This window comes from Amycolatopsis sp. NBC_00345, assembly GCF_036116635.1.
GTDB lineage: Bacteria > Actinomycetota > Actinomycetes > Mycobacteriales > Pseudonocardiaceae > Amycolatopsis.
In genome coordinates, this window is sequence record NZ_CP107995.1 from 1,712,400 (window position 1) to 1,733,310 (window position 20,911).

Annotated in this window: 12 protein-coding genes; 3 read left to right on the forward strand and 9 right to left on the reverse strand. The window is 72.6% G+C overall.

The window, feature by feature from the left end:
- Nucleotides 1–11: 11 nt before the first annotated feature.
- The 4 genes from OG943_RS07785 to OG943_RS07800 are packed head-to-tail and all read right to left on the reverse strand — an operon-like array spanning nucleotide 12 to nucleotide 9,461.
- Nucleotides 12–773, reverse strand: coding sequence for a thioesterase II family protein (locus OG943_RS07785; protein WP_328609013.1), 762 nt, complete (start codon nucleotides 771–773; stop codon nucleotides 12–14).
- The gene (locus tag OG943_RS07790; protein ID WP_328609014.1) at nucleotides 770–3,841 is read right to left on the reverse strand and encodes an amino acid adenylation domain-containing protein; all 3,072 of its coding nucleotides are present in this window, start codon (nucleotides 3,839–3,841) and stop codon (nucleotides 770–772) included. Before OG943_RS07790 ends, OG943_RS07785 begins: the two co-directional genes overlap by 4 nt.
- Complete coding sequence (locus OG943_RS07795) at nucleotides 3,838–9,162, reverse strand: non-ribosomal peptide synthetase (protein ID WP_328609015.1); 5,325 nt, start codon at nucleotides 9,160–9,162, stop codon at nucleotides 3,838–3,840. The genes OG943_RS07790 and OG943_RS07795 overlap by 4 nt, the downstream gene beginning before the upstream one ends.
- Before the next feature lie 17 nt (nucleotides 9,163–9,179).
- The gene (locus OG943_RS07800; RefSeq protein WP_328609016.1) at nucleotides 9,180–9,461 is read right to left on the reverse strand and encodes a phosphopantetheine-binding protein; all 282 of its coding nucleotides are present in this window, start codon (nucleotides 9,459–9,461) and stop codon (nucleotides 9,180–9,182) included.
- Nucleotides 9,462–9,687: 226 nt separating this feature from the next.
- Here OG943_RS07800 and OG943_RS07805 point away from each other — a divergent pair, with 226 nt between their 5' ends.
- Entirely contained in the window at nucleotides 9,688–12,831 is a 3,144-nt protein-coding gene (locus OG943_RS07805) for a non-ribosomal peptide synthetase (protein ID WP_328609017.1), read from the forward strand.
- A 15-nt stretch (nucleotides 12,832–12,846) separates the two neighbouring features.
- Here OG943_RS07805 and OG943_RS07810 read toward each other — a convergent pair whose 3' ends face one another.
- Together OG943_RS07810 and OG943_RS07815 are read right to left on the reverse strand one after the other, a co-directional pair.
- Entirely contained in the window at nucleotides 12,847–13,590 is a 744-nt protein-coding gene (locus tag OG943_RS07810; protein ID WP_328609018.1) for a metal-dependent transcriptional regulator, read from the reverse strand.
- Between the two features lie 34 nt (nucleotides 13,591–13,624).
- The gene (locus OG943_RS07815; RefSeq protein WP_328609019.1) at nucleotides 13,625–14,032 is read right to left on the reverse strand and encodes a MerR family transcriptional regulator; all 408 of its coding nucleotides are present in this window, start codon (nucleotides 14,030–14,032) and stop codon (nucleotides 13,625–13,627) included.
- 69 nt (nucleotides 14,033–14,101) lie between these two features.
- Between OG943_RS07815 and OG943_RS07820 the strand changes: the two genes are divergently transcribed.
- Complete coding sequence (locus OG943_RS07820) at nucleotides 14,102–16,672, forward strand: PEP/pyruvate-binding domain-containing protein (protein ID WP_328609020.1); 2,571 nt, start codon at nucleotides 14,102–14,104, stop codon at nucleotides 16,670–16,672.
- Between the two features lie 4 nt (nucleotides 16,673–16,676).
- Here OG943_RS07820 and OG943_RS07825 read toward each other — a convergent pair whose 3' ends face one another.
- From OG943_RS07825 to OG943_RS07835, 3 genes are all read right to left on the reverse strand, one after another.
- Nucleotides 16,677–17,279: a TetR/AcrR family transcriptional regulator gene (locus OG943_RS07825; RefSeq protein ID WP_328609021.1), complete on the reverse strand. Its 603-nt coding sequence runs from the start codon at nucleotides 17,277–17,279 to the stop codon at nucleotides 16,677–16,679.
- A 125-nt stretch (nucleotides 17,280–17,404) separates the two neighbouring features.
- Nucleotides 17,405–18,475: a DmpA family aminopeptidase gene (locus OG943_RS07830; RefSeq protein WP_328609022.1), complete on the reverse strand. Its 1,071-nt coding sequence runs from the start codon at nucleotides 18,473–18,475 to the stop codon at nucleotides 17,405–17,407.
- Between the two features lies 1 nt (nucleotide 18,476).
- Nucleotides 18,477–19,103 carry a TetR/AcrR family transcriptional regulator gene (locus OG943_RS07835; protein WP_328609023.1) on the reverse strand — a complete coding sequence of 209 codons (627 nt, stop codon included), beginning with the start codon at nucleotides 19,101–19,103 and terminating at the stop codon, nucleotides 18,477–18,479.
- A gap of 121 nt (nucleotides 19,104–19,224) precedes the next feature.
- Between OG943_RS07835 and OG943_RS07840 the strand changes: the two genes are divergently transcribed.
- Nucleotides 19,225–20,649: an APC family permease gene (locus OG943_RS07840; protein ID WP_328609024.1), complete on the forward strand. Its 1,425-nt coding sequence runs from the start codon at nucleotides 19,225–19,227 to the stop codon at nucleotides 20,647–20,649.
- The last annotated feature ends 262 nt before the right edge of the window (nucleotides 20,650–20,911 follow it).

A 20,911-nucleotide genomic window follows, 5' to 3' on the forward strand; every position in this document is an offset into this window, starting at 1 on the left:
CAGGCTCCCCCTCACCGGGTCGATTGAAGTTGTCGGACATGGTCGAGCAAGAGGGCGGACAGGTCGCCGAACATTTCGGCGCGGCCCGGTCCGTCCTGGAAGAAGTGGCCGCCGGCGAAGACCCGCGTGCGGAACGCGCCGCTGGTGTGCGCCCGCCAGCCTTCGAGGTCCTCAGTGGACACAACGGGGTCCGCGTCCCCGCCGTACACGGTGATCGGCAGGGGGAGCGGCACCGGGTCGTGGTGGCGGTAGTGGTAGTCCAGCTCGAAGTCGGCCCGCAGCGCGCGGACCGCGGTGCGCCGGACGCCCGGGTCGGCCAGGGCGCCCTCGGTCGTCCCGCCGAGCCCGGTGGCCACCGCCAGCATCTCGTCCTCGGTCAGGAGGTGCCCGGCGAACCCGGCGTTGCCCCGCGCGGGCGCCCGGTGCGCCGCCACGACCAGTGCGGCCACCGTCGCCGGGGACCGGACGAGCCGGGCGGCCGCCTCGAACGCGATCAGCGCGCCGAGGCTGTGCCCCAGCACCACCACCGGCCGGCTCGGGTCGTCGGCCACCGCCTCGGCCAGCCCGTCCGCGAACGGCGCCATCCGGGTGAGCGGCTCCTCCCGCAACCGCGCGCCGCGGCCGGGCGGCTGCACGGCGCAGACCTCGACCTCGTCGGGCAGCAGCCGCGCCCAGCCGTGGAACATCGACGCCGAGCAGCCCGCGCCCGGCACGCACACCAGCCTCAGCGCCGCGGCCGGGCGCGGCGGGAACCGCAGCAGCCAGCGGGTCATCGCGCGCTCCGCAGGTGAGCCGCCAGATCCTCGACGGTCGGGTTCCGGAAGATGTCGCCGACGCTCAGCCGCAGCCCGGCCTCGCGGGCCCGGTGCACGACCTGGATGCCCTTGAGCGAGTCGCCGCCGATGGCGAAGAAGTCCTCGTCCGGCCCGACCGAAGCGCGGTCCAGCACCCGCAGCCAGATGCCCACCAGCGTCCGCTCCAGCTCGTCGCGAGGCTCCGCGCGCGCGGCCTCGGCCAACGCCGGCTCGGGAAGCGCCGCGCGGTCCACTTTGCCGCTGCGGCCCAGCGGAAGCCGGGGCAGCACCACGAACCGGGACGGCATCAGGTATCCCGGCAGCCGCGCCCGCAGCCGCTCGCGCACCGGCCCGGCCGGATCGCCGTCGCCGCGGGGCACCAGGTACGCGGTGAGGCCGCGCTCGGTGGCGGTCACCGCGGCGTCGCGGACCTCCGGGTGCTCGCGCAGCGCGTTCTCGATCTCGCCGAGTTCGACCCGCACGCCGCGCACCTTGACCTGCTGGTCGTTGCGGCCCAGGTAGTCGAGCGCGCCGTCCGGCCGCCACCGCACCAGGTCGCCGGTGCGGTACAGGCGCTGTCCCGGCCGCCTGGCGAACGGGTGCGGCACGAACCGCTCCGCGGTGGCCGCCGCGAGCCCGAGGTAACCGCGGGCCAGCGCGACGCCGCCGAGGAACAGCTCCCCGGTCACCCCCGGCGGCACCGGGCGCAGTTCGGCGTCGAGCACGTAGGTCTCCACCCCCGCCAGCGGCCGGCCGATGGGCACCCGGGGGCCGTCGGCGGCCCGGCACTCCCAGCCGGTGACCTCGATCGAGGCCTCGGTCGGGCCGTAGAGGTTGATCAATCGCACTGGCAGCAACAAAAGACAGCGGTCGCGCAACGCGGCGGGCAGCGCCTGCCCGCTGCACAGCACCCGGCGGAGCGATCCGCAGCGGTGCAGGTCGGGCTCGCCGAGGAACGCCTCCAGCATCGGCGGCACGAAGTGCACGGTGGTCACCGCCTCGCGCTCGATGAGGTCCACCAGGTACGCCGGGTCGCGGTGCCCGCCCGGCTCCGCGACGACCAGCGCCGCGCCCGTGGTCAGCGGCCACAGCAGCTCCCACACGGACACGTCGAACGTCGTGGGCGTCTTGTGCAGCACCCGGTCGTCCGCGGCCAGCGGATGGGCCCGGCGCTGGTTGGCGATCCGGTTGGCCAGGCCCCGGTGCGGCACCGCCACCGGCTTCGGCGGCCCGGTCGAGCCGGAGGTGCTGATCACGTACGCCAGGTCGGCCGGGTCCACCGCGCGCTGGGCCATGGGCGCCTCGACGCCGTCGTCGCCCAGCTCGTCCACCAGTAGCACCGGCACGCCGGTCGTGTCCGGCGCAGTGTCCTTTGTGGCCAGTACCAGGGACGCCCCCGTCGCGCGGAGCACCGCGTCAATGCGGGCCGGCGGATCCTCCGGCGACAGCGGCAAGTAAGCGCTTCCCGCGGCCATCACGCCGACGACGGAGGTCACCAGCTCGAGGCCGCGGTCCAGGCACAGCGCGACCACGGTGTCCCGGCCCGCGCCGTGCGAAGCCAGCCGCCGCGCGAGCGTCCCGGCACGACGCACCAGTCCGTTGTACGACAGCTGCTCGTCCTTGAAGACGACCGCGGTCGCGTCCGGCGTGGCCAGGGCCTGGCGCTGGATGAGTTCGTGCACGGGCTCGGTCCACGGGTGGGCGTCGCCGCCGCGGCTCCACTCGTTCAGGATGCGCGCGCGTTCCCCCTCGTCGGACAGCTCGAAGCGGGACAACGGGGTGCCCGGCTCGGCCAGCGCGGTGCGCAGCACGGTCAGGAACCGCCGTGCCGTGCGCTCGATGTCGGCGGCGTCGAACAGCTCCGTCCGGTAGTGCAGCGCGCAGTCGGCCCCGTCGGCGTCCGGCCGGATCTCCAGCCACAGGTCGGTGAACACACTCGCCGTCGGCACCGGGAAGATCTCCGCGGCCAGCCCCGCGAACTCCGGCGCCGGCGCCGGCTGCTGGACGGCGAACATGGTCTGGAACAACGGGTCGTGGCCGCCGGCCCGGTGCCGCACCAGGTCGGCGACGATCCGGTCCAGCGGCACGTCCTGGTGGGCGACGGCGTCGAGGACCGCGTGCCGCACGTGCTTGAGCACCTCGGCGAACGTGGGGTCCGCGGCCAGCTCCACGCGGATCGGCATCGTGTTGACGAACATGCCGACCACCGGTCCGAGCGACGCCCCGGAGCGGCCCGCGCTCGGGCTGCCGATCACCACGTCGCGCGACCCGGTCAACCGGGACAGCAGCACCGCGTACGCCGACAGCAGCAGGATGTACGGCGTCACCCGTGTGCGTACCGCCGCGGCGCGCACTTCGGCCCACAGCTCGGCGTCGAGCGGGGTGCGGTGCGTGGCGCCGGCGAACCCCTGCGTCGCGGCCCGGGGGTGGGTGGTCGGCAGGGCCAGCAGCTCGGGAGCGCCCGTGAGCCGGTCCCGCCAATGGTCCAGCTCGGTGCGCAACCGGTCACCGGCGAGCTTTTCCCGCTGCCGCACGGCGAACTCGCCGAACTGCGTCGCCGGCTCCAGCTCGGCGCCCGCGTACAGCGCCGCCAGCTCGTCGACGACGAGGGCCATCGACCAGCCGTCGCAGACGATGTGGTGGCAGACCACGGTCAGCACGTGGTCGTTTTCGCCCAGCCGCAGCAAAGCGACGCGGACCAGAGGCCCGGTCGTCAGCGCGAACGGGCGCGCGATCTCCTGCTCGACCGCCTCGCGGGCCGCCGCTTCGCCGCCGACTTCGCGAACGGCCAGCTCCGGCGACAGCTCCGTGGCCACCTGCTGGAAGGGCTCGCCGTCGACCACGGTGAAGGTGGTGCGCAGCGCCTCGTGGCGGTCGGCCACCGCCGCCAGCGCCTGGCGTAACGCGGTGACGCCGACCGGGCCGTGCAGGCGCAACGCGGTCACCAGGTGGTAGGCCGAGCCGGTTTCGCCGATCTGGTCGAGCATCCAGAGCCGGCGCTGCGCGAACGACGTCGGCAGCAGCCGGGTGGCGGTGGTGGCGGTCATGCCTCGGCCTCGGCCCGGTACCGGTCGACGACCTGGGCGAGCCCGTGGACCGTCGGCTCCTCGAACACGTCCTCCAGCGTCAGCGCCACCTCGAACTGCTCGTCGACCAGCGCCATCAGCTGCACGGCCGCGAGCGAATCGCCGCCCTGCTCGAAGAAGTCCGGGTTTTCGACGTCCTCCTCCACCCCGAGCACCTGCTGGAACAGCCGGAGCAGGGCGGGTTCGACCGGGCCGGAAACGCTGGTGGCCGGAGCCGTGGTCACTGCCGGTGCCTCCGGGCGAACCAGGTGCTCACGGCGTTCGAACGGGTAGGTCGGCAGCACCACCCGCTGCCGGGGCGTCCCGGCGTGCACGCGCGCCCAGTCGATGCGCACGCCCGCCTGCCACAGCTGGCCGACGGCGTCCAACAGGGCGCGCAGCGGCTCGCCTTCGTCGGTGAGCGACACGCGCCGGCCGTCGAATTCCAGGTCGAGCACGCTGGTGGTGCCCGTTTCCCGGTGGGTGGTCCGCGCGATCCCTTCGGCCAACGGCAGCGCGCCGGTGACGCAGGCCGCGACCGATTCACCGGTGCCGTCGCCGCTGATCGTGTCCGGCTCCACGCCCCAGTCGACGAGCAGCTTGCCCAGCGCGTACCGCATCGCGAACGCTTCGGCGTCCAGGCTGATCGACCGGCATTCCTCGACCGCGGCCCGGAACACGGGGAAACGGTCGAGCACCTTGCTCCAGCCCTCGTCGCCGGAGATCGGCGGGAACCGGAAGGCCACCGGCGGCCGGGCCCCGGACTCGCGGCCGGTGACCGAGGCCAGCGCGCCGACGGCCTGTTCGACATCGCCGCAGGCCAGCTGCCACCGGTGCGCGAACGTGTGCCGCCCGCGCTGGAGGGTGGCGGCGACGTCGTCGAGCGGCAGCCCCGGATGCGCGCGCAGGTGCGCCGCCAGCTCGGTGGCCATTGTGGACAGTGCCGCGGGCGTGCGGGCGGAAAGCACCAGCAGCACGGCTTCCGAGGCCGGGGCCGGTACCGGGCCGGGCGGTGCTTCCTCCAGCACGGCGTGCGCGTTGGTGCCGCCGATGCCGAACGAGCTGACGCCGGCGCGGCGCGGAAGCCCGGAGCCGGGCCACGCCCGGTTCTCGGCCGTCACCTCGAACGGGCTCGACGTGAAGTCGATGCGGGGATTGGGCGCGGTGTGGTGCAGGGTCGCCGGCAGCGTCCGGTGTTCCAGCGCCAGCGCGGCCTTCATCAGCCCCGCGACGCCCGCCGCGGTGTCGGTGTGCCCGACGTTCGTCTTGACCGAGCCGAGCGCGACGCTGCCCGCCGGCACCTCGCCGAACGCTTCGGCCAGCGCGGTCACCTCGATCGGGTCGCCCACTGGCGTGCCGGTGCCGTGCGCCTCGACGTAGCCGATGGAGTCCGGCGCCACCTCGGCGATCGAGTGCGCGATGCGGACCACCTCGACCTGCCCGTGCACTCCCGGCGCGGTGTAGCCCGCCCGCTGGCGGCCGTCGTTGTTCACGGCCGTGCCGCGGATGACCGCGTGGACGTGGTCACCGTCGTCGAGGGCGTCGTTCAGCCGGCGCAGCACCACGATCCCGGCGCCGTCGCCCGCCACGATTCCCCGCGCGTCCTCGGAGAAGGTGCGGCAGCGGCCGTCGGGCGACATCGTGCCGCCCTCCTTGAACCAGTAGCCGCTGCGCGGCACCCGCAGCGTGACCCCGCCCGCCAGCGCGAAGTCGCAGTCCCCGGCCAGCAGGGCCCGGCCGGCCTCGTGCACGGCGACCAGCGACGTCGAGCACGCTGTCTGCACCGCGACGCTCGGCCCGGTCAGCCCGAGTGCGTAACTGACCCGGGTCACCAGGTGCTCGGGTTCGTTGGACAGGCTCAGCGAAAGCTCGTCCAGGCCGGGGAAACGGTCGGCCTGCGACTCGACCAGCCGGGCGTAGCCGTTACGCCCGGCCCCGGCGTAGAGCCCCACCACGCCGGGCACGTCCGCCGGGTCGTACCCGGCCCGCTCCAGTACTTCCCAGGCCAGCTCCAGGAAAACCCGGTGCTGCGGGTTCAGGATCGCGGCGTCCCGGGTGGTGATGCCGAAGAAGTCGGCGTCGAAATCACCGATCCCTTCGACGATGCCGTGCGCGGTGACGTACCGGGGGTCCGACCGCAGCGCGGGGTCCTCGCCCCATTCCGCCAGCTCTTCGGCGGAGAAGTCGCGGACGGAGTCGACCCCGCCGGCCAGGTTGAGCCAGAACTGCTCGGGGGTGGCGGCGCCGGGGAACCGGCAGGCCATGCCGATCACAGCCAGGTGCGTGTCGGTGTCGGTCAACTGATCGGTCCTTTCGGCGCGGGCGCGGCTGCGCACGGGGTGCAGTCGTGCCGGGCGGTGGTTACCCCGGTCCACTCGCGGCCGGCCGGCGGCCGGGCTGTCCAGGTGCCGGGCGAATCCCGCGACGGTGGGGTGGGCGTAGAGGTCGGTGACGGGCACGGCGTGGCCGAGTTCCCGGCGCAGCCGGGCGCTGACCGTGGTCAGCAGCAGCGAATGCCCGCCGACGTCGAAGAAGTTGTCGTCCCGGCCGAACGCGTCGTGGCCCAGTACCGCGGACCACACGCGGGCGACCAGCTCCTCGGCGCCGGTGGTGAACCCCGGCCGGTCCGGGCGGAGTTCGGCCGCGCCGGCGTCCAGCGCCGTCCGGTCGACCTTTCCGTTGGAGTTGAGCGGAAAACCGGGCAGCACGAAGTAACGGTGCGGGCGCATGTATTGCGGCAGCGCCCGGCCGGTGTGCTCGTGCAGCTCGGAGGGCGCCAGGCCGTCGGCGCCGACCAGGTACGCGGTGAGCCCGTTCCCGTCCGGCACGACCACGGCGTCGCGCACGCGGGGGTGAGTGCGCAGCACGTTCTCGATCTCGCCCGCCTCGACGCGGAACCCGCGCACCTGCACCTGCGCGTCGTTGCGGCCCAGGAACTCCAGCGCGCCGCCGGGACGGCGGCGGACCAGGTCACCGGTGCGGTAGAGACGCTGTCCCGGCCGCTCGGCGAACGGGTGCGGCACGAACCGGTCCGCGGTGAGTGACGGCCGTCCGAGATAGCCCCGGGCCAGACCCGTGCCGCCCAGGTACAGCTCGCCGGTGACGCCGTCCGGGACGAGCTGCAGCTCGGCGTCCAGCACGAAGGCGTCGATGCCCGGCAGGGAATGCCCGATCGTGGGCAGGCCGCCGTCTGGGCCGACGGTGCCGGAGGTGGCCACCACGGTGCACTCGGTCGGCCCGTAGTTGTTGACCAGCCGGAACGGCAGGGGCCCGGGGACCGCGTGCAGCCGGTCCCCGCCGGTCAGCACGGACCGGGGCGCGTGGCCCGCGGTCCACGGCAGGATGTTCTCGAGCAGGGGAGTGGGCAGGAACGTGGTGGTGATCCGCCGCTCCGACAGCCACTCGCGCAGTTCGTCCGGACTGTGCAGCAGTTCGGCGGGCGGCACCTCCAGCGTCGCCCCGGCGGTCAGCGCGGCGAAGATCTCCCACAGGGACGCGTCGAAGCCGGGCGCGGCGATCATCGTCGCCCGGTCGCCCGGGCCGAGGCCGAACTCCCGGTGGTGCCACGCAACGAGGTTCGCCAGCCCGGCGCGTTCGACCACCACGCCTTTCGGCCGGCCGGTCGAGCCGGAGGTGTGCACCACGTAGGCGGCATCACCGGGCCCGTTGCCCGGTAGCCGGGTCGCGCGCACGTTGTCGAGGTCGGCCAGCGTCACCAGCGGGCCCGCCTCGTCCAGGATCGAGGCCAGCCGGGCCGGCGGCTGGGCGGGGTCGAGCGGGACGCAGGTGGCGCCGGACTTCAGGATCGCCAGGTGGGCGATCACCAGCTCGGCGCCACGGGGCAGCAGGGTCGCGACCAGCGTGCCCGGCCGCGCTCCGGCCTCGCGCAGCCTTCCGGCGACTTCACCGGCCCGGCGGTCGAGGTCGCCGTAAGTCAGTTCCCCGTCGGCGGTTCGCACCGCGACCGCGTGCGGAGCCGCACGGACCTGCGCGGCGATCAGCGTTTCCACCGGTGTCGCGGCCTCGCCGGGCTGGCGTTCGTGGGTCAGCGTCCGGTGCTCCGCGGCGGACAGCAGCGGGAGCCGCGAGACCGGGGTGTCCGGCGCGTCCAGTGCCGCGGCGAGCACGCGGACATAGCGGGCGGCGGCCGATTCGACGGTGGCGGCGTCGTAGACGTCCGTCCGGTAATCGAACGACGCTTGCGGCCAGGTCACGCGCAGGATGAGGTCGAAAGCCGGGGTACGGGCGGGAAGCGGCACTGCGGAGGCGGCCAGCCCCGGCAGCCCCGGCTCGTCATCCGGCGGCTCCGAGTAGCTCATCGCCGTCTGGAAGAACGGGTGTGTCCCGGCGGACCGGTCCGGTCGTAACTGCTCGACCAGGTCGTCGAAACGCACTTCCTGGTTTTCCTGGCCGTCGAGCAGGGTGTCGCGGACCTGGCCGAGCAGCTGCGCGAACGTCAGGCCCGGGGTGAGCCGGACCCGGACGGGCAGCATGGTGACGAACAGGCCCACCACCCGCTCGACCGCGAGGTCGGTCCGGCCGCTCGACGGCACGCCGATCACGACGTCGTCGGCCGAGGACATCCTGGCCAGCAGCACGGCGTACGCGGCCAGCAGCGTGGCGGTTCTCGTGACCCGGTGCCGGGCCGCGACCGCGTCGGCGAGCGTGAGGAGGTCCCCGGACAGTGCCACCGGACAGCTGGCACCACCGGAAACGGGTTCGGGGGGCCGAGAACCGGGCAGGCCGGACCGCGGGGGCGCGCCCGTCAGCGATTGCCGCCAGTAGGCGAGCGCTTCCTCTTGTTCCGGCTCCCGCTCGGCCCACTCCCGGTAACTGCGGCCCGGCTGTGGCAACGGGCCGGTCGCGCCGTAGAAGGCGGCCAGGTCCTCGTCGATCAGCCCGACCGACCAGCCGTCGGCGACGATGTGGTGCAGGACCAGCACGAGCGCGTGGTCGTCTTCGGCGACCTGCAGCAGGTGTGCCCGAAGTACTGGGCCCTCGACCAGATCGAAGGGCTCGTGGACGAGCGCCGCGACGGCTTCGTCGAGCGCCGCTTCGCCTGCCACCCGCGATACCTTTAGCGGCACCGGGCCCGGCGGGCTGATCCGCAGGACGGGCCGGCCGTCGGACTCCGGGAAAGTGGCCCGCAGCAGCTCGTGCCGTTCGGCCAGTGAAGCCAGTGCGCGTTCCAGAGCCGGTACCTCGAGCCGGCCGCGCAGCCGCACGGCCTTGACCACGTTGTACTCGTCGCTTTCCGGCCGCAGCCGCCACAGGAACCACAATTGTTCCTGGGCTGGGGACAAGCGGCTGACCGCGCTGCTCAAGACCGTTCCGGCGCGGCGGCGTGCGCGAATTCGGACAGTTCGCGCACAGTCGGCCTTTCGAAGAATTCCGCCAGTGTGAGGCGGACGTGCAAATCTCTCGTCATCCGGGAAATGACCTGCGAAGCAGCGAGTGAATGGCCTCCCAGCTCGAAGAAGTCATCGGTGGCTGTGACACCGTCTATCCGCAGTACTTCTTCCCAGATCCGGGTGACCACGGTCTGAATGGCGGGTATCGCGAGGGTTTCCCGTGTCTCTCCGCCGGTGAATTCCGCGCTCATGCGACTGATTTTTTGATTGACACGCTTCGACTATAGACACTGCGGGTCGGAGTTTGTGCCAGCATTCGAGTGAACGCCGTCACCCACTTGTGATGTGAGCGAGGTTACACCCGACCGGAGCATGATGCCATCTTTCTTTCGGAGGATAATAACGCGAAGCGCGATTAATCCGTGCGAATTTTATTCAGTCTGAGGAGTCATCGTCGTTATGTCTGAGATCGGTCGGATGAGGCATTCCCGTGCGGCCGTCCCATCCAGCGGGTACCCGCCGTTGACCGCCGCTCAGCATTCACTGTGGTATCTGGACCGGCTGTATCCGGGCAGCGCCGTCTATAACGTCCCGCTCGCCGTGCGGCTCTCCGGCCCGCTCGACCGGCTGGCTTTGGAGCGTTCGCTGACCTCGCTGGCCGCACGACACGAGGCCCTTCGGACGACTTTCCCCGTGCACGAGGGAGCGCCGTACCGGCACGTCGCGGCTCCGGCGTCAGTTTCCCTGACGGTGACCGAAAGCAGCGGTGACGCTTTCGCCGCGCTCCTCGACGGGTGGGCGCTGGAGCCGTTCGATCTGGCCGAAGGGCCGTTGTGGCGGGCCCGGGTGATCCGCCTCGGCCCCGAGGACCACGTGCTGGCCCTGCAGCTGCACCACATCATCTGCGACGGCTGGTCCGTGCGCCTGCTGTTCGACGAGCTGGGCGAGGCCTATTCGGGCGCGGAACCACGTCCGCCGCTGGAAATCCCCGGCCCGGACGGCCCCGTGGCCGGCTCGTCGGTCCAGTGGTGGCGAGACACCCTCGACGAAGCCCCGGCCGCACTCGGGTTCCCGCCCGGCGCGCGGGGGAGCGGCCCGCGCTCGATCGACAGCGCGTCGCATCGCTTCACGCTCGCCCATGACCTGATCCGGACCCCGCCGCGGACGACCCCGTTTGTCGTCCTGCTCGCGGCGTACGCGCTGGTGCTGGGCCGGGCGACCGGCCGTTACGACGTGGTGGTCGGGGTCCCGGCCTCCACCCGTTCGACGCCGGAGCTGGAGCAGGTCGTCGGCTTGTTCGTCACCACGGTCCCGGTCAGAGTCGACCTGTCGGGCAACCCCACTTTCGACGGCCTGGTCAGCCGCGTGCGCGGCGCGCTACTGGCCGCGCTCGACCACCAGATCCCGTTCGACGCACTGGTCGACGGCCTCCGTCTGCCGCGCGACCCGGCCGGGCTTCCCTTGGTGCAAGCCACTTTCGGCTTCGAACCCGGCTCGCCGGCCTGCCCGCGCTTCGCCGGCCTCACCGCCACCGCGTTGCCCGCCCCGCCGCTGCCCGCGAAGTTCGACCTGGACGCCGTGGTGTCCCTCGCGGCGGACGGCAGCGGTGATCTGGACGCCGAGTTCGGCTACGCCACCGACCTGTTCGGCGCACCGGAAGTCCGCGACCTGGCCTCGCGTTTCGCCGGGGTGCTCAGCCGCGCCCGCGATCCGCGGCTCCGCCTGGCCGACCTGATCGAGGACCCGCCGGCCGACGTCGCCGAGCCCGCCCGGCCGACGGCCGTCCCGGTGCACGAACTGGTCGCCCGGCAGGCACTGGCGACGCCGGACGCCCCGGCTGTGGCCGACCGGACCGGCACCACCACCTACCGCGAGCTGGTCGAACGCGCGCGGGCCATCGCCCGCGAACTCCACCAGAACGGCGTCCGGCCGGGCGACGTCGTCGCGGTGTCCCTGCCGCGGGGCCGGGAGGTGCCGGCCGCGCTGCTGGGGGTGCTCATGGCGGGCGCCGCCTACCTGCCGCTCGACCCGCGCCACTCCGACGCCCACGCGGCCGAGCTGATCGCACGCGTTGGGGCTCGGCTGGTCTTGACTGCGGAGTCGGTGGCGCCCGTTGCCGGTGACTCGTCGGGCGTCGGGGCCCTGCTCCTGTCGACGGTGCAGTCGGTGGCGCCTGGCGCTGGTGATTCGTCGCGCGTCGGGACCCAGCTCCTCCCGACCGCACAGCCGATGCTGCCCAGCACCAGCGACCCGTCGAACACGGGACACGGCCCGGCCTACATCATCTTCACCTCGGGCTCGACCGGCGCGCCCAAGGGTGTCGCGGTCGGTCACGCCGCGCTGGTCAACCACGCCCAGGCGATGCGGGACCGGCTCGCGCTGGTGGCGGGCGACCGGGTGCTGCAGTTCGCCGGAATCGCGTTCGACGTGGCCGCGGAGGAGGTCTTCCCGACCCTGCTGGCCGGCGCGTGTGTGGTCGTCTGCCCCGACCCGCCCGCGCCCGCGGAATTCACCGAAGTGGTGCGGCGCCTGGACATCACCGTCGCCAACCTGCCGTCCGGCTACTGGCAGCGCTGGGCGGCCACCGCGCCCGTGGTCCCGGCGCTGCGCCTGCTGGTCGTGGGCAGCGAGCAGGTCGACCCGGGCGCGCTCGCCGCCTGGTGCCGTACCTCGGCGGTCCCGGTCCTCAACGCCTACGGCCTCACCGAAACCACGATCACGGCGCTGACCCATCGCGTCGAGCCGGACTTCGCGGGCGACATCGTGCCCGTCGGCACGCCGCTGGCGGGAGTCGTCGCCCGGGTGCTCGACCCCGAGCTGCGCCCGGTACCGCCGGGCGTCGAGGGCGAGCTGTACGTCGGCGGCGTGGCCCTCGCCGACGGCTACCTCGGGGACCCGGCCCTCACCGCGACCCGGTTCATCCCTGATCCGTACGCCCACGGCGCCCGCCTGCACCGCACGGGCGACCGCGCCCGGCGGCGCGCGGACGGGGCCGTCGAGGTGCTCGGCCGCGCGGACGGACAGTTCAAAGTGGACGGTTACCGGGTCGAGCCCCACCAGGTCGAAGCCGCGCTCGCGGCTCACCCCGAAGTGGAGCAGGCCGCGGTTACCGTCCACAAGGGGCAGGACGGTACTCCGAGGCTCTGCGGCTACGTCGTCCCCCGCGTCCCGGACGACCTCCGCGCGCAGCTGGCCCACCGCCTGCCGTACCACCTCATCCCGGCGTCCCTGACCGCGCTTCCCGCCCTGCCGCTCACGGCCAGCGGGAAAGTCGATCGCGGCGCCCTTCCAGCGCCCGTACGCGGCCCGGCGTCGGCCGGCCCGCCGCCGCGCACCCCGTGGGAGCGGAAGCTCGTCGCCCTCCTGCGCGACCTGCTGGGGACCGCGGAAATCGGGGTGCACGACAACTTCTTCGACCTCGGCGGCAATTCCCTCACCCTCGCCACCCTCCACTTGCGACTGGACGCACCGGTTCCGCTGGTCGTCCTCTACCAGCACCCGACGGTCGCCGGGCTCGCCGGGTACCTGTCCGACGGTCACGACCGTTCGATCGGGGCCGACCGGCCGGAAGCGAAAGCGGGACTGAGCCGTCTGGCCGGGCTCCGCCAGAAACAACGGTGAACGGCCGCGCTGTCCTCAGTGGATAGTGGCGAGCCGAGCCCGCAGAGTCCCCGCCGGAACCCCGGCGGCGTCACACACCACTAGCAAACGCGCCTGGCGCGGATCGAGCGTCAGGGCCCCGGTCGCGGTGCGGACGAGCACCCGGCGGTCCGGCCCCGCGGCCAGTTCCACTGTGGTCCCGGGCAGGATCCCGGCCCCGCGCAGGGCGCTGAGGAACCCGACGTCGTCCTGGATCCGTTCGCTGATCCGGTGCAGCCGCACCGGCCGTTGCCCTCGGTGCAGGGCTTCGGACAGTGGCCGCATCCCGCCGGGGACGCGCAGCGGCGCGACGGCGATGCCGAGGTCGGCCAGCCCCGGGATCGGCGTTCCGTACGGGTCGTATCGCGGGCCGCCGCACACGTCGAAGATGCGCCTCGCCGCGGAAGCCGACATGACGTGCTCCCAGCGGCAGGCCTCGGCGTGCACCTGCTCCCAGTCCAGCCCGACCACGCGGTACAGCAGCACCTCGGCGAGCCGGTGCTTGCCCATCACCCGCGTCGCCCGGCGACGGCCCTCGGCGGACAGCACGAGGTGCCGGTCCTCGCTCACCTCGAGGAGCCCGTCGCGCTCCAGGCGGGCCACCGTCTGGCTCACCGTCGGCGCGCTCTGGGCGAGCCGGTCCGCGATCCGCGCGCGCAGCGGGACCACCCCGTCCTCGGCCAGTTCGTAAGCCGCCTTGAGGTACATCTCGGTGGTGTTGATCAGGCCTCGCGCGGTCACCCAGGCGAGGCTGTCAGCTCAACTCCGGTTGAGGTCAAGGCATCGAACCGCTGACCACGGGCACCTGCACCTCCTCGCGGAACTGCGGGCACTCGTCGGGCGCGCCCTCGTGCCGGCAGTCGAGCAGATGGGTCAGGTACGACCGGGCGGTTTCGAGCCGCGCGGCCTCCGCGTCGATCGCCTCGATGCGCGCGGACACCGTGTCCCGCCAGCCCCGGCTCGCGGCTCGCAGACCCAACGCGGCGGCGATGTCGTCGAGGCTCAGCTGACCCGTCTCCCGCCACACCCGCAGCAGCGCGATCCGGTAGAGCTGGTCGCGGTCGTAACACCGCCGGCCGGACCGGCGGTGCGGAGTGACCAGCCCGCAGCGCTCCCAGTAGTGCAGCGTCGAGATGCGCAGCCCGAAACCGGCGGCCACCTCGCTGATCGGGAGGAGATCCATGTCCGCCATTTGACCTCAACCCGGGTTGAGTTTGCAAGCTTAGGCTAACCAAACTAATAGGGGGATGCCATGACGTTCGAGGATTCGGCGGTGGTGCTCCCGCTCACCGCTGTCGGCGCCACGATGGCGGACCTGGTCGGCGGAAAGGCGGCGAACCTCGGGGAAATGCTGGCGGCGGGGTTCGACGTCCCCGGCGGGTTCTGTGTGACCACGACGGCTTACCGGGAGTTCCGGCCCGACGACCCCGCGTTCGGCGAGCTGGAATCCTGCCCGGCGGACGACGTCACGCGGCTGGCGGAGTTGTCAGCGAAGGTCCGCCGCCTGGTTCTCGCGGCGCCGGTTCCGTCCTCTGTGGAGAGTGCCGTCCGCCTTGCGTGCCAACGGCTTTCCGCGGGTGGTCCGGTCGCGGTCCGGTCTTCGTCCACCGCCGAAGACCGGCCGGACGCCAGCTTCGCCGGACAGTACGACACCTTCCTCGACGTGTGTGGTGCCGACGCCGTCCTCGTCGCGGTGCGCCAGTGCTGGGCGTCGCTGTGGTCCGAGCGGGCGACGCGGTACCGGGCGGCGCACGACGTCGGGCGCCGCGGTCCCGCGATCGCCGTGGTCGTGCAGCACATGGTCGACGCGGAGTGCGCGGGCGTGCTCCACACCGCGAACCCGGTGACCGGGAACCGCGCCGAGACGGTGGTCGAAGCCGCGCCCGGGCTCGGCGAGGCGGTGGTTTCCGGGACGGTCACCCCGGACCACTACCGCCTGACGGCCGACGGCGACGTAGCCGACGGCGACGTAGCCGACGGCGCGGGCACCGGCTGCCTGTCCGCCGCCCGGCTCGGTGAGCTGCAGCGGCTCGGCCGGTCGCTGGAGCGGTACTTCGGCGCACCCCAGGACGTCGAGTGGGCGATCGGCCACGACGGCCGGCTGCGGCTGACCCAGTCGCGGCCGATCACCACACTGTTCCCGATCCCGGTCCACGCCGGCCACGACGTCCGCGCGTACTCATCGGTGAACATTTACCAGGGTCTGGACCGGCCGTTCACCCCGATGGGCTCGTACCTGGTCCGCAAGCGCCAGGAGGGGATGCGGCAGTACCTGGTGGCGGTGGGTTTCTCGGCGGAGGTCACCGACGTGGACGGGTGGCTGTACTGGGACATCACCGACAGCGTCCGGCACGCCGCGAAACGGCCGAAGGTCGTCTCGTTCATGAACAACCTCACGGCGCCGGCGGGGCAGGTGGTCGAGCAGCTCGGGAGTGACCCGCGGTTTCCTGAGGTGCCGGGATCGTCGGCCGAAGCGGTGCCGGGCCCGGGCCGTCACCGGTGGGAGCGCGTCGTTCCGGCCCTGCTGTGGCCGTCCGCGGCGCGGGCGCGGGTGGTCCGGGCGGCGGAGGGGAAGCTGCGCGGGTTCGCCGGCCCGGTGGAGGCAACCGCGCAGGAGCGGCTGAGCTTCGTGGAGGACGTGCACCGCGACGTCTGCCAGATCGAGGCGAACCTGCCGCGCGGCGCCAACAGCGCGCGGACCGTGGTGTCCGGCTACGTCGCCAGGCTGCTGGCCGGGTATGCCGATCCGGCGGAGATCGCCGCCGTCTACCGGGGAATCCCGCACAACCCCACCACGGAGATGGACCTCGTGCTGTGGCAGCTCGCCGTCGCCGTGCGGCGTGATCCGGCGCTGTGCGCGCAGCTGCTCGAAACCGACGCCGGACAGCTGGCGCGCCGTCAGCTGTCCGGCGAGCTGCCCTCGGTCGTGCAGGACGGGATCCGGGAGTTCCTCGCAGCCTACGGCTGCCGCACCACTGCGGAAATCGACTTCGGGGTGCCGCGGTGGAGCGACGATCCGGCGCCGGTTTTCGTGATGCTGGCGAACTTCCTGCGGGCGACCGGCGACGACCAGGACGCCGGGAAGCGGTTCGCCGCGGCCGCGGTCGCCGCGGAAGCGAAGATCGGCGAACTGACCGGACGGCTCCCGCGTTCCCGCGCGCCGAGGGCGTGGCTCGCGCGGTTCCTGCTGCGCCGGACCCGTCAGCTGTGCGGGCTGCGGGAATTCCCGAAGCTCTGCCTGATGCGCGGGTTCGCCTTGCTGCGTCGGCAATTGCTGCTCGTCGGCGCGGAGATCGCCGGCGCGGGGCGGCTGGCGAAGGCGGGCGATGTCCTGTTCCTCGATCTGCCGGAGGTGCGGAAAGCGTTGGCGGGGGAGGACTTCCGGGATCTGGTCACCGAGCGCAGGGCCGTTTACGAGCGGGAGTGCCGGCGGCCGAGGGTGCCCGCCGTCATCCTTTCCGATGGCACCGTTCCCCAGCCGGACCGCGCCTCCGCCGAGGCTGCGCTCACCGGGCTGGCGGCCGCGGCCGGGGTCGCGACCGGCCCGGCCCGCGTCGTCCACGATCCGGACGGCGCGCGGGTCGAGCCCGGCGAGATCCTGGTCGCCGCGACCACGGACCCCGGCTGGACCCCGCTCTTCCTGACCGCGGCCGCCCTGGTCACCGAGACCGGTGGCATGGTCTCGCACGGCACCACCGTCGCGCGGGAGCACGGGATCCCGGCCGTGGTCGGCGTCGGCGACGCCACCCGCCGCATCCGCACCGGCCAGCGGATCACCGTCGACGGCAGCGCCGGCACGGTGACGCCGGATGATCCTGGGTAGCCGGTCAGGTCGTACGGCCGTGTTCCTGGTGGAGCGGTCCTTCGCCGGTGCCCACCCCGGACAGCACGGCGCGCGCGACGTCCTCCGAGAACTCCGGCCCGAGTTCGAGATGGCCGAAGAGCGCCCGGAAGACGACGGGGGCGGCGAACAGGTCGACCACGAGGTCGATGTCGAGGCCGGGACGGAGGTCGCCGCGGGCCCTCGCCCGGTCCAGGGAGACGACGCAGGCTTCCCGCCGGGGTCCCCAGACGGCGGTGAGGAAGGTCGCCCGCAGCTCCGGGTCATCCGCGAGGTCGGCCACCAGCGCCGGGAGCACTTGGCCCAGCGCGGGGTCGTCCATCGCGATCCGCAACGCTTCGAGGTGCCCCACGATGTCGCAGTGCGTGCACCCCGTGTCGATCTCCACGACACCGCTCTTCTCGTCCGCCATAGCCGCGACGACCAGGTGTTTCTGGCTCTTCCAACGGCGGCGGATGGCCGGCTTGGTGGTGCCCGCCCGCTTCGCGATGGCCTCCATGGTCAACGCCGGGTACCCGACCTCCCGCACGAGCGCGGTCACCGCGGCCAGCACGGCGTCATCGATCCGCTCGTCCCGCTGGCGTGCCATCGAACCCTCCCGCGTACCGCTGCCGCGACGAAACCCTGTGACCTGGCACCTTACCCAGGGGGCGGGACGACCTCGCCGAACGGCGTTCCGCGGCGACACCGACGAGCACGTGACCGGGCGCGAGCTCAGCTCAGCACGTCGAGCAGCTCGGGAACCGGCAGCCCAGGGGACCGGTGACCGCGGCGGCCGACCATGGTGCGGCCGGCGACAAGGGCGTTGAGCACAGCCTCCTCGACGGCAGGGGCAACGGCCGCGTAGAAGGCGTCCATCCGGTTCCACGGCACGAACCGGAGCTGCTCGTAGCCGGGGTCGCCCTCGGGCGGGCCGATCGTCAGCGCGCCGGCGTTGGCGGTGGAGAAGGCGAGGAAGATGTCACCGGAGAAGTGCGAGCCGGTGGTCCCGGTGCGGGCGAGGCCGAGTGGCACGCGGCGGGCCAGCGCGGTGCACTGCCCGGGCAGCAGCGGGGCGTCGGTGGCGACGACGACGATCACCGAACCGGCGCCGGGCGGCGTCCGCCACTCGGTGTGCTCCATCGGGTTGTCGGCGCCCAGCCGGTCCCCGACCGGCACCCCGCAGACGGTCAGCTCCCGCCGGGACCCGAAGTTCGCCTGCACGAACACCCCGACCGTGTAAGTGTCGCCGCCGTGGGCGACCACCCGGGACGCCGTGCCGCTGCCGCCCTTGAAGGCGTAGCAGTTCATCCCCGTCCCGCCGCCGACCGAGCCCTCCTCGACCGGGCCGGGCCGCGCCGCGTCGATGGCGGCGATCGCGTGCTCCGCCCGCACGTGCGGGCCGTTGATGTCATTGAGGTAGCCGTCCCAGGTCTCCGCGACCACCGGCAGCAGCCACTGGTCCGCGAGGCGCGGCCGCTCCCGCAGCGCCCAGTCCACGACCCCGCGGTGCACGGGCCCGATCGCGTGCGTGTTGGTGATCATCACCGGCAGCCGCAGCGCCCCGGTCTCGGTCAGCCAGCTCGTGCCGGTCATCTCGCCGTTGCCGTTGAGCGAATACCAGCCCGCCGCGCACGGCACGTCGACCTCGTCGTGCGGCCGGGGGAGGATCGCGGTGACGCCGGTGCGGACGTCGGTGCCCTCGATCAGTGTGGTGTAGCCGACGGCGACTCCCGGCACGTCGGTGATCGTGTTGAGCGGGCCGGTCCGGCCGGCCAGCGGCAGGCCAAGCGCACGCGCGCGCATTTCAGGCTCCTTCCGGCTGGGGGAGCGCGTCGAGGGCGCACCCGGTGGAATCGGTGGCATAGGCCAGTAACAGCTGTTCCGCCACTGGCGCGGTGAAGGTGGGCACGGCGTGGGTGAGGTGCAGGCCGAGGCCGTCCTCCAGCGCCACCAGGTTGCGGGCGATCGTGGTGGTGTCCCGGGTCAGGGTGAACACGCCGCCCGCCGCGCCGGCCGCCAGCACGGCGGAGTACAGCGCGACCTGGCGTTCGTAGAGCTGGATGTGCTGGGCGGCGTAGGCGGGATCGGTGCGGGCGTAGGCACCGAGCTCGTAGATCAGGAAGCACAGGTCGTCCTCGCGCCCGGACGGCAGCCCGGCCCGGATGAGGCCGGCGAGCCGGCGCCGGGGATCGGGCTCCCGCGCGGCCGCGGCCTCCCGGTCGGCGCAGAACCGCTCGACCGCGGCCCGCTGCACCTCGTACAGCAGCTCGGTGAGGTTCGGGAAGTAGTAGAGCAGCGAACCGGTCGAGATGTCCGCCCGGTCCGCGATGTCCCGCAGACGGAGGCCGATCACCCCGTGCTCGGCGATCGCCTCCCGGGCGGCGACGAGGAGTTCGGCCCGCCGCTCGGCGGCCCTGCTCGGTCGTGGCATGGCGTCGATTCTTCACAGGATGGTCAGAGAACACAAGCATTACCAGACAAGCCATTGACATATGCCCGTCGGGGTTCTTTGATGCCTCTTCAAAGAACTGCTCCGAAGAGGAGACGGCGACATGGCATCAGACCCGACCGGCGGCCCGGCCGCACCGTCCACGCCTCAGCAGCAGCCGTCCCGGCCGGTGCTGCGCCGCGGCCTTCGTGTGCTGGGCACGCTGCTCATCACCCTGTCCGCGACCACCCCCGCGTCCTCGGTCTTCATCATTTCCCCCGGCGTGATGGCGCAGGCCGGCAGCGGCGCCTTCTGGAGCTTCCTGCTGGCCGGCGTGGTCGGGATCTTCATGGCGTTCGTCTACGCCGAACTCGCCTCCGCGTACCCGCTCAGCGGCGGCGAGTACGCGATCGTCGGCCGCACACTGGGCAAACTGCCCGGTTTCGTCACCCTCGGCCTGCTGGTGATCACCCAGGTGCTGATCATCGCGGTGATCGCGCTCGGGGTCGGGACCTACCTGTCGGTGGTGTTCCCGAGCCTGAACGGCCCGGTCGTCGCCGCCGTGACCACGGTCGTGGCGACCGTGCTGGCCGTCTTCGACATCAAGCTGAACGCGTGGGTGACCGGGGTCTTCCTGGCCATCGAGATGGCCGCGCTGGTGGTCCTGACCGTGCTCGGCGTCGCCCATCCCAGCCGGCCGTTCACCGACCTGCTGCTGCACCCGGTGGCGGCCGGCTCCGGCGGATCGCTGATGCCGGCCGGCATCGGGCTCATCGGCGCGGCGACGGCGGTCGCGATCTTCTCCTACAACGGATACGGCTCGGCCGTGTACTTCGGCGAGGAGACGAAGGACGCCCACCGCGGCATCGCCCGCGCCGTGCTGTGGGCGCTGGTCATCACCGTGATCGCCGAACTGGCCCCGGTGACCGCCGTGCTGCTGGGGGCGCCGTCGCTGAACGAGCTGTTCGCGGCGCCGAACATGATGGCCTACTTCATCACCGCCGTCGGCGGGTCCGGGCTGAACACGGCGATCAGCCTCGCCGTGGCGCTGGCGATCCTCAACGCGGTGCTGGCGATCATCCTGATCACCGCCCGGATGGTGTTCAGCACCGGCCGGGACGCGGCCTGGCCGGGCACGGTCAGCCGGGCGCTGGCCACCGTCCACCCCCGCTTCGCCACCCCGTGGGTAGCGACGATCGCCGTCGGGGCCGTCGGCGCGGCGCTGTGTTTCGCCGACGAGCAGTTCCTGGTCGTCACCACGGCGACGACGATCGTGGCCGTCTACATCCTGCTGTGCCTGGCCGCGGTGAACGGCAGGCGCAACGGCTCGACCGCGCACGCCCGCTACCGCATGCCACTGTTCCCGGTCGCCCCGATCCTCGCGCTGATCGCCCTCGGGTACGTGGTCTACGAGAACGCGCTGGACTCGAAGGTCGGCCGGCCGAGCCTGTACGTCACGATCGGCATCGCCTCCGTCGCAGTCGCTTATTACCTGCTCGTCCTGCGTCGGCGCGGCACCTGGGAACTGCGCGGCGCAAGCGACGAGTGACGCTCCTTTTTCGCGAGGACGAAGTGTGGTGGTGCGAGCAGGATCGTCATCGGAGCGACGAGCACTGGGGACCTGATTCGCATGGGGGACAAGCACTTGCGTCGCCAGAGCGACGCCACGACAATCGCCTGTTGCTTCGGGTTGTCATTCAGGTGTTCCGGCGCATAGCCGCGGCCGTGCTTGTCCATCAACGCGTTCAACTCATGAACCGGCGGAAAGTCACCGAAAATGCAGGGCAACGCGGCTTCGGCGGCTTAGTACC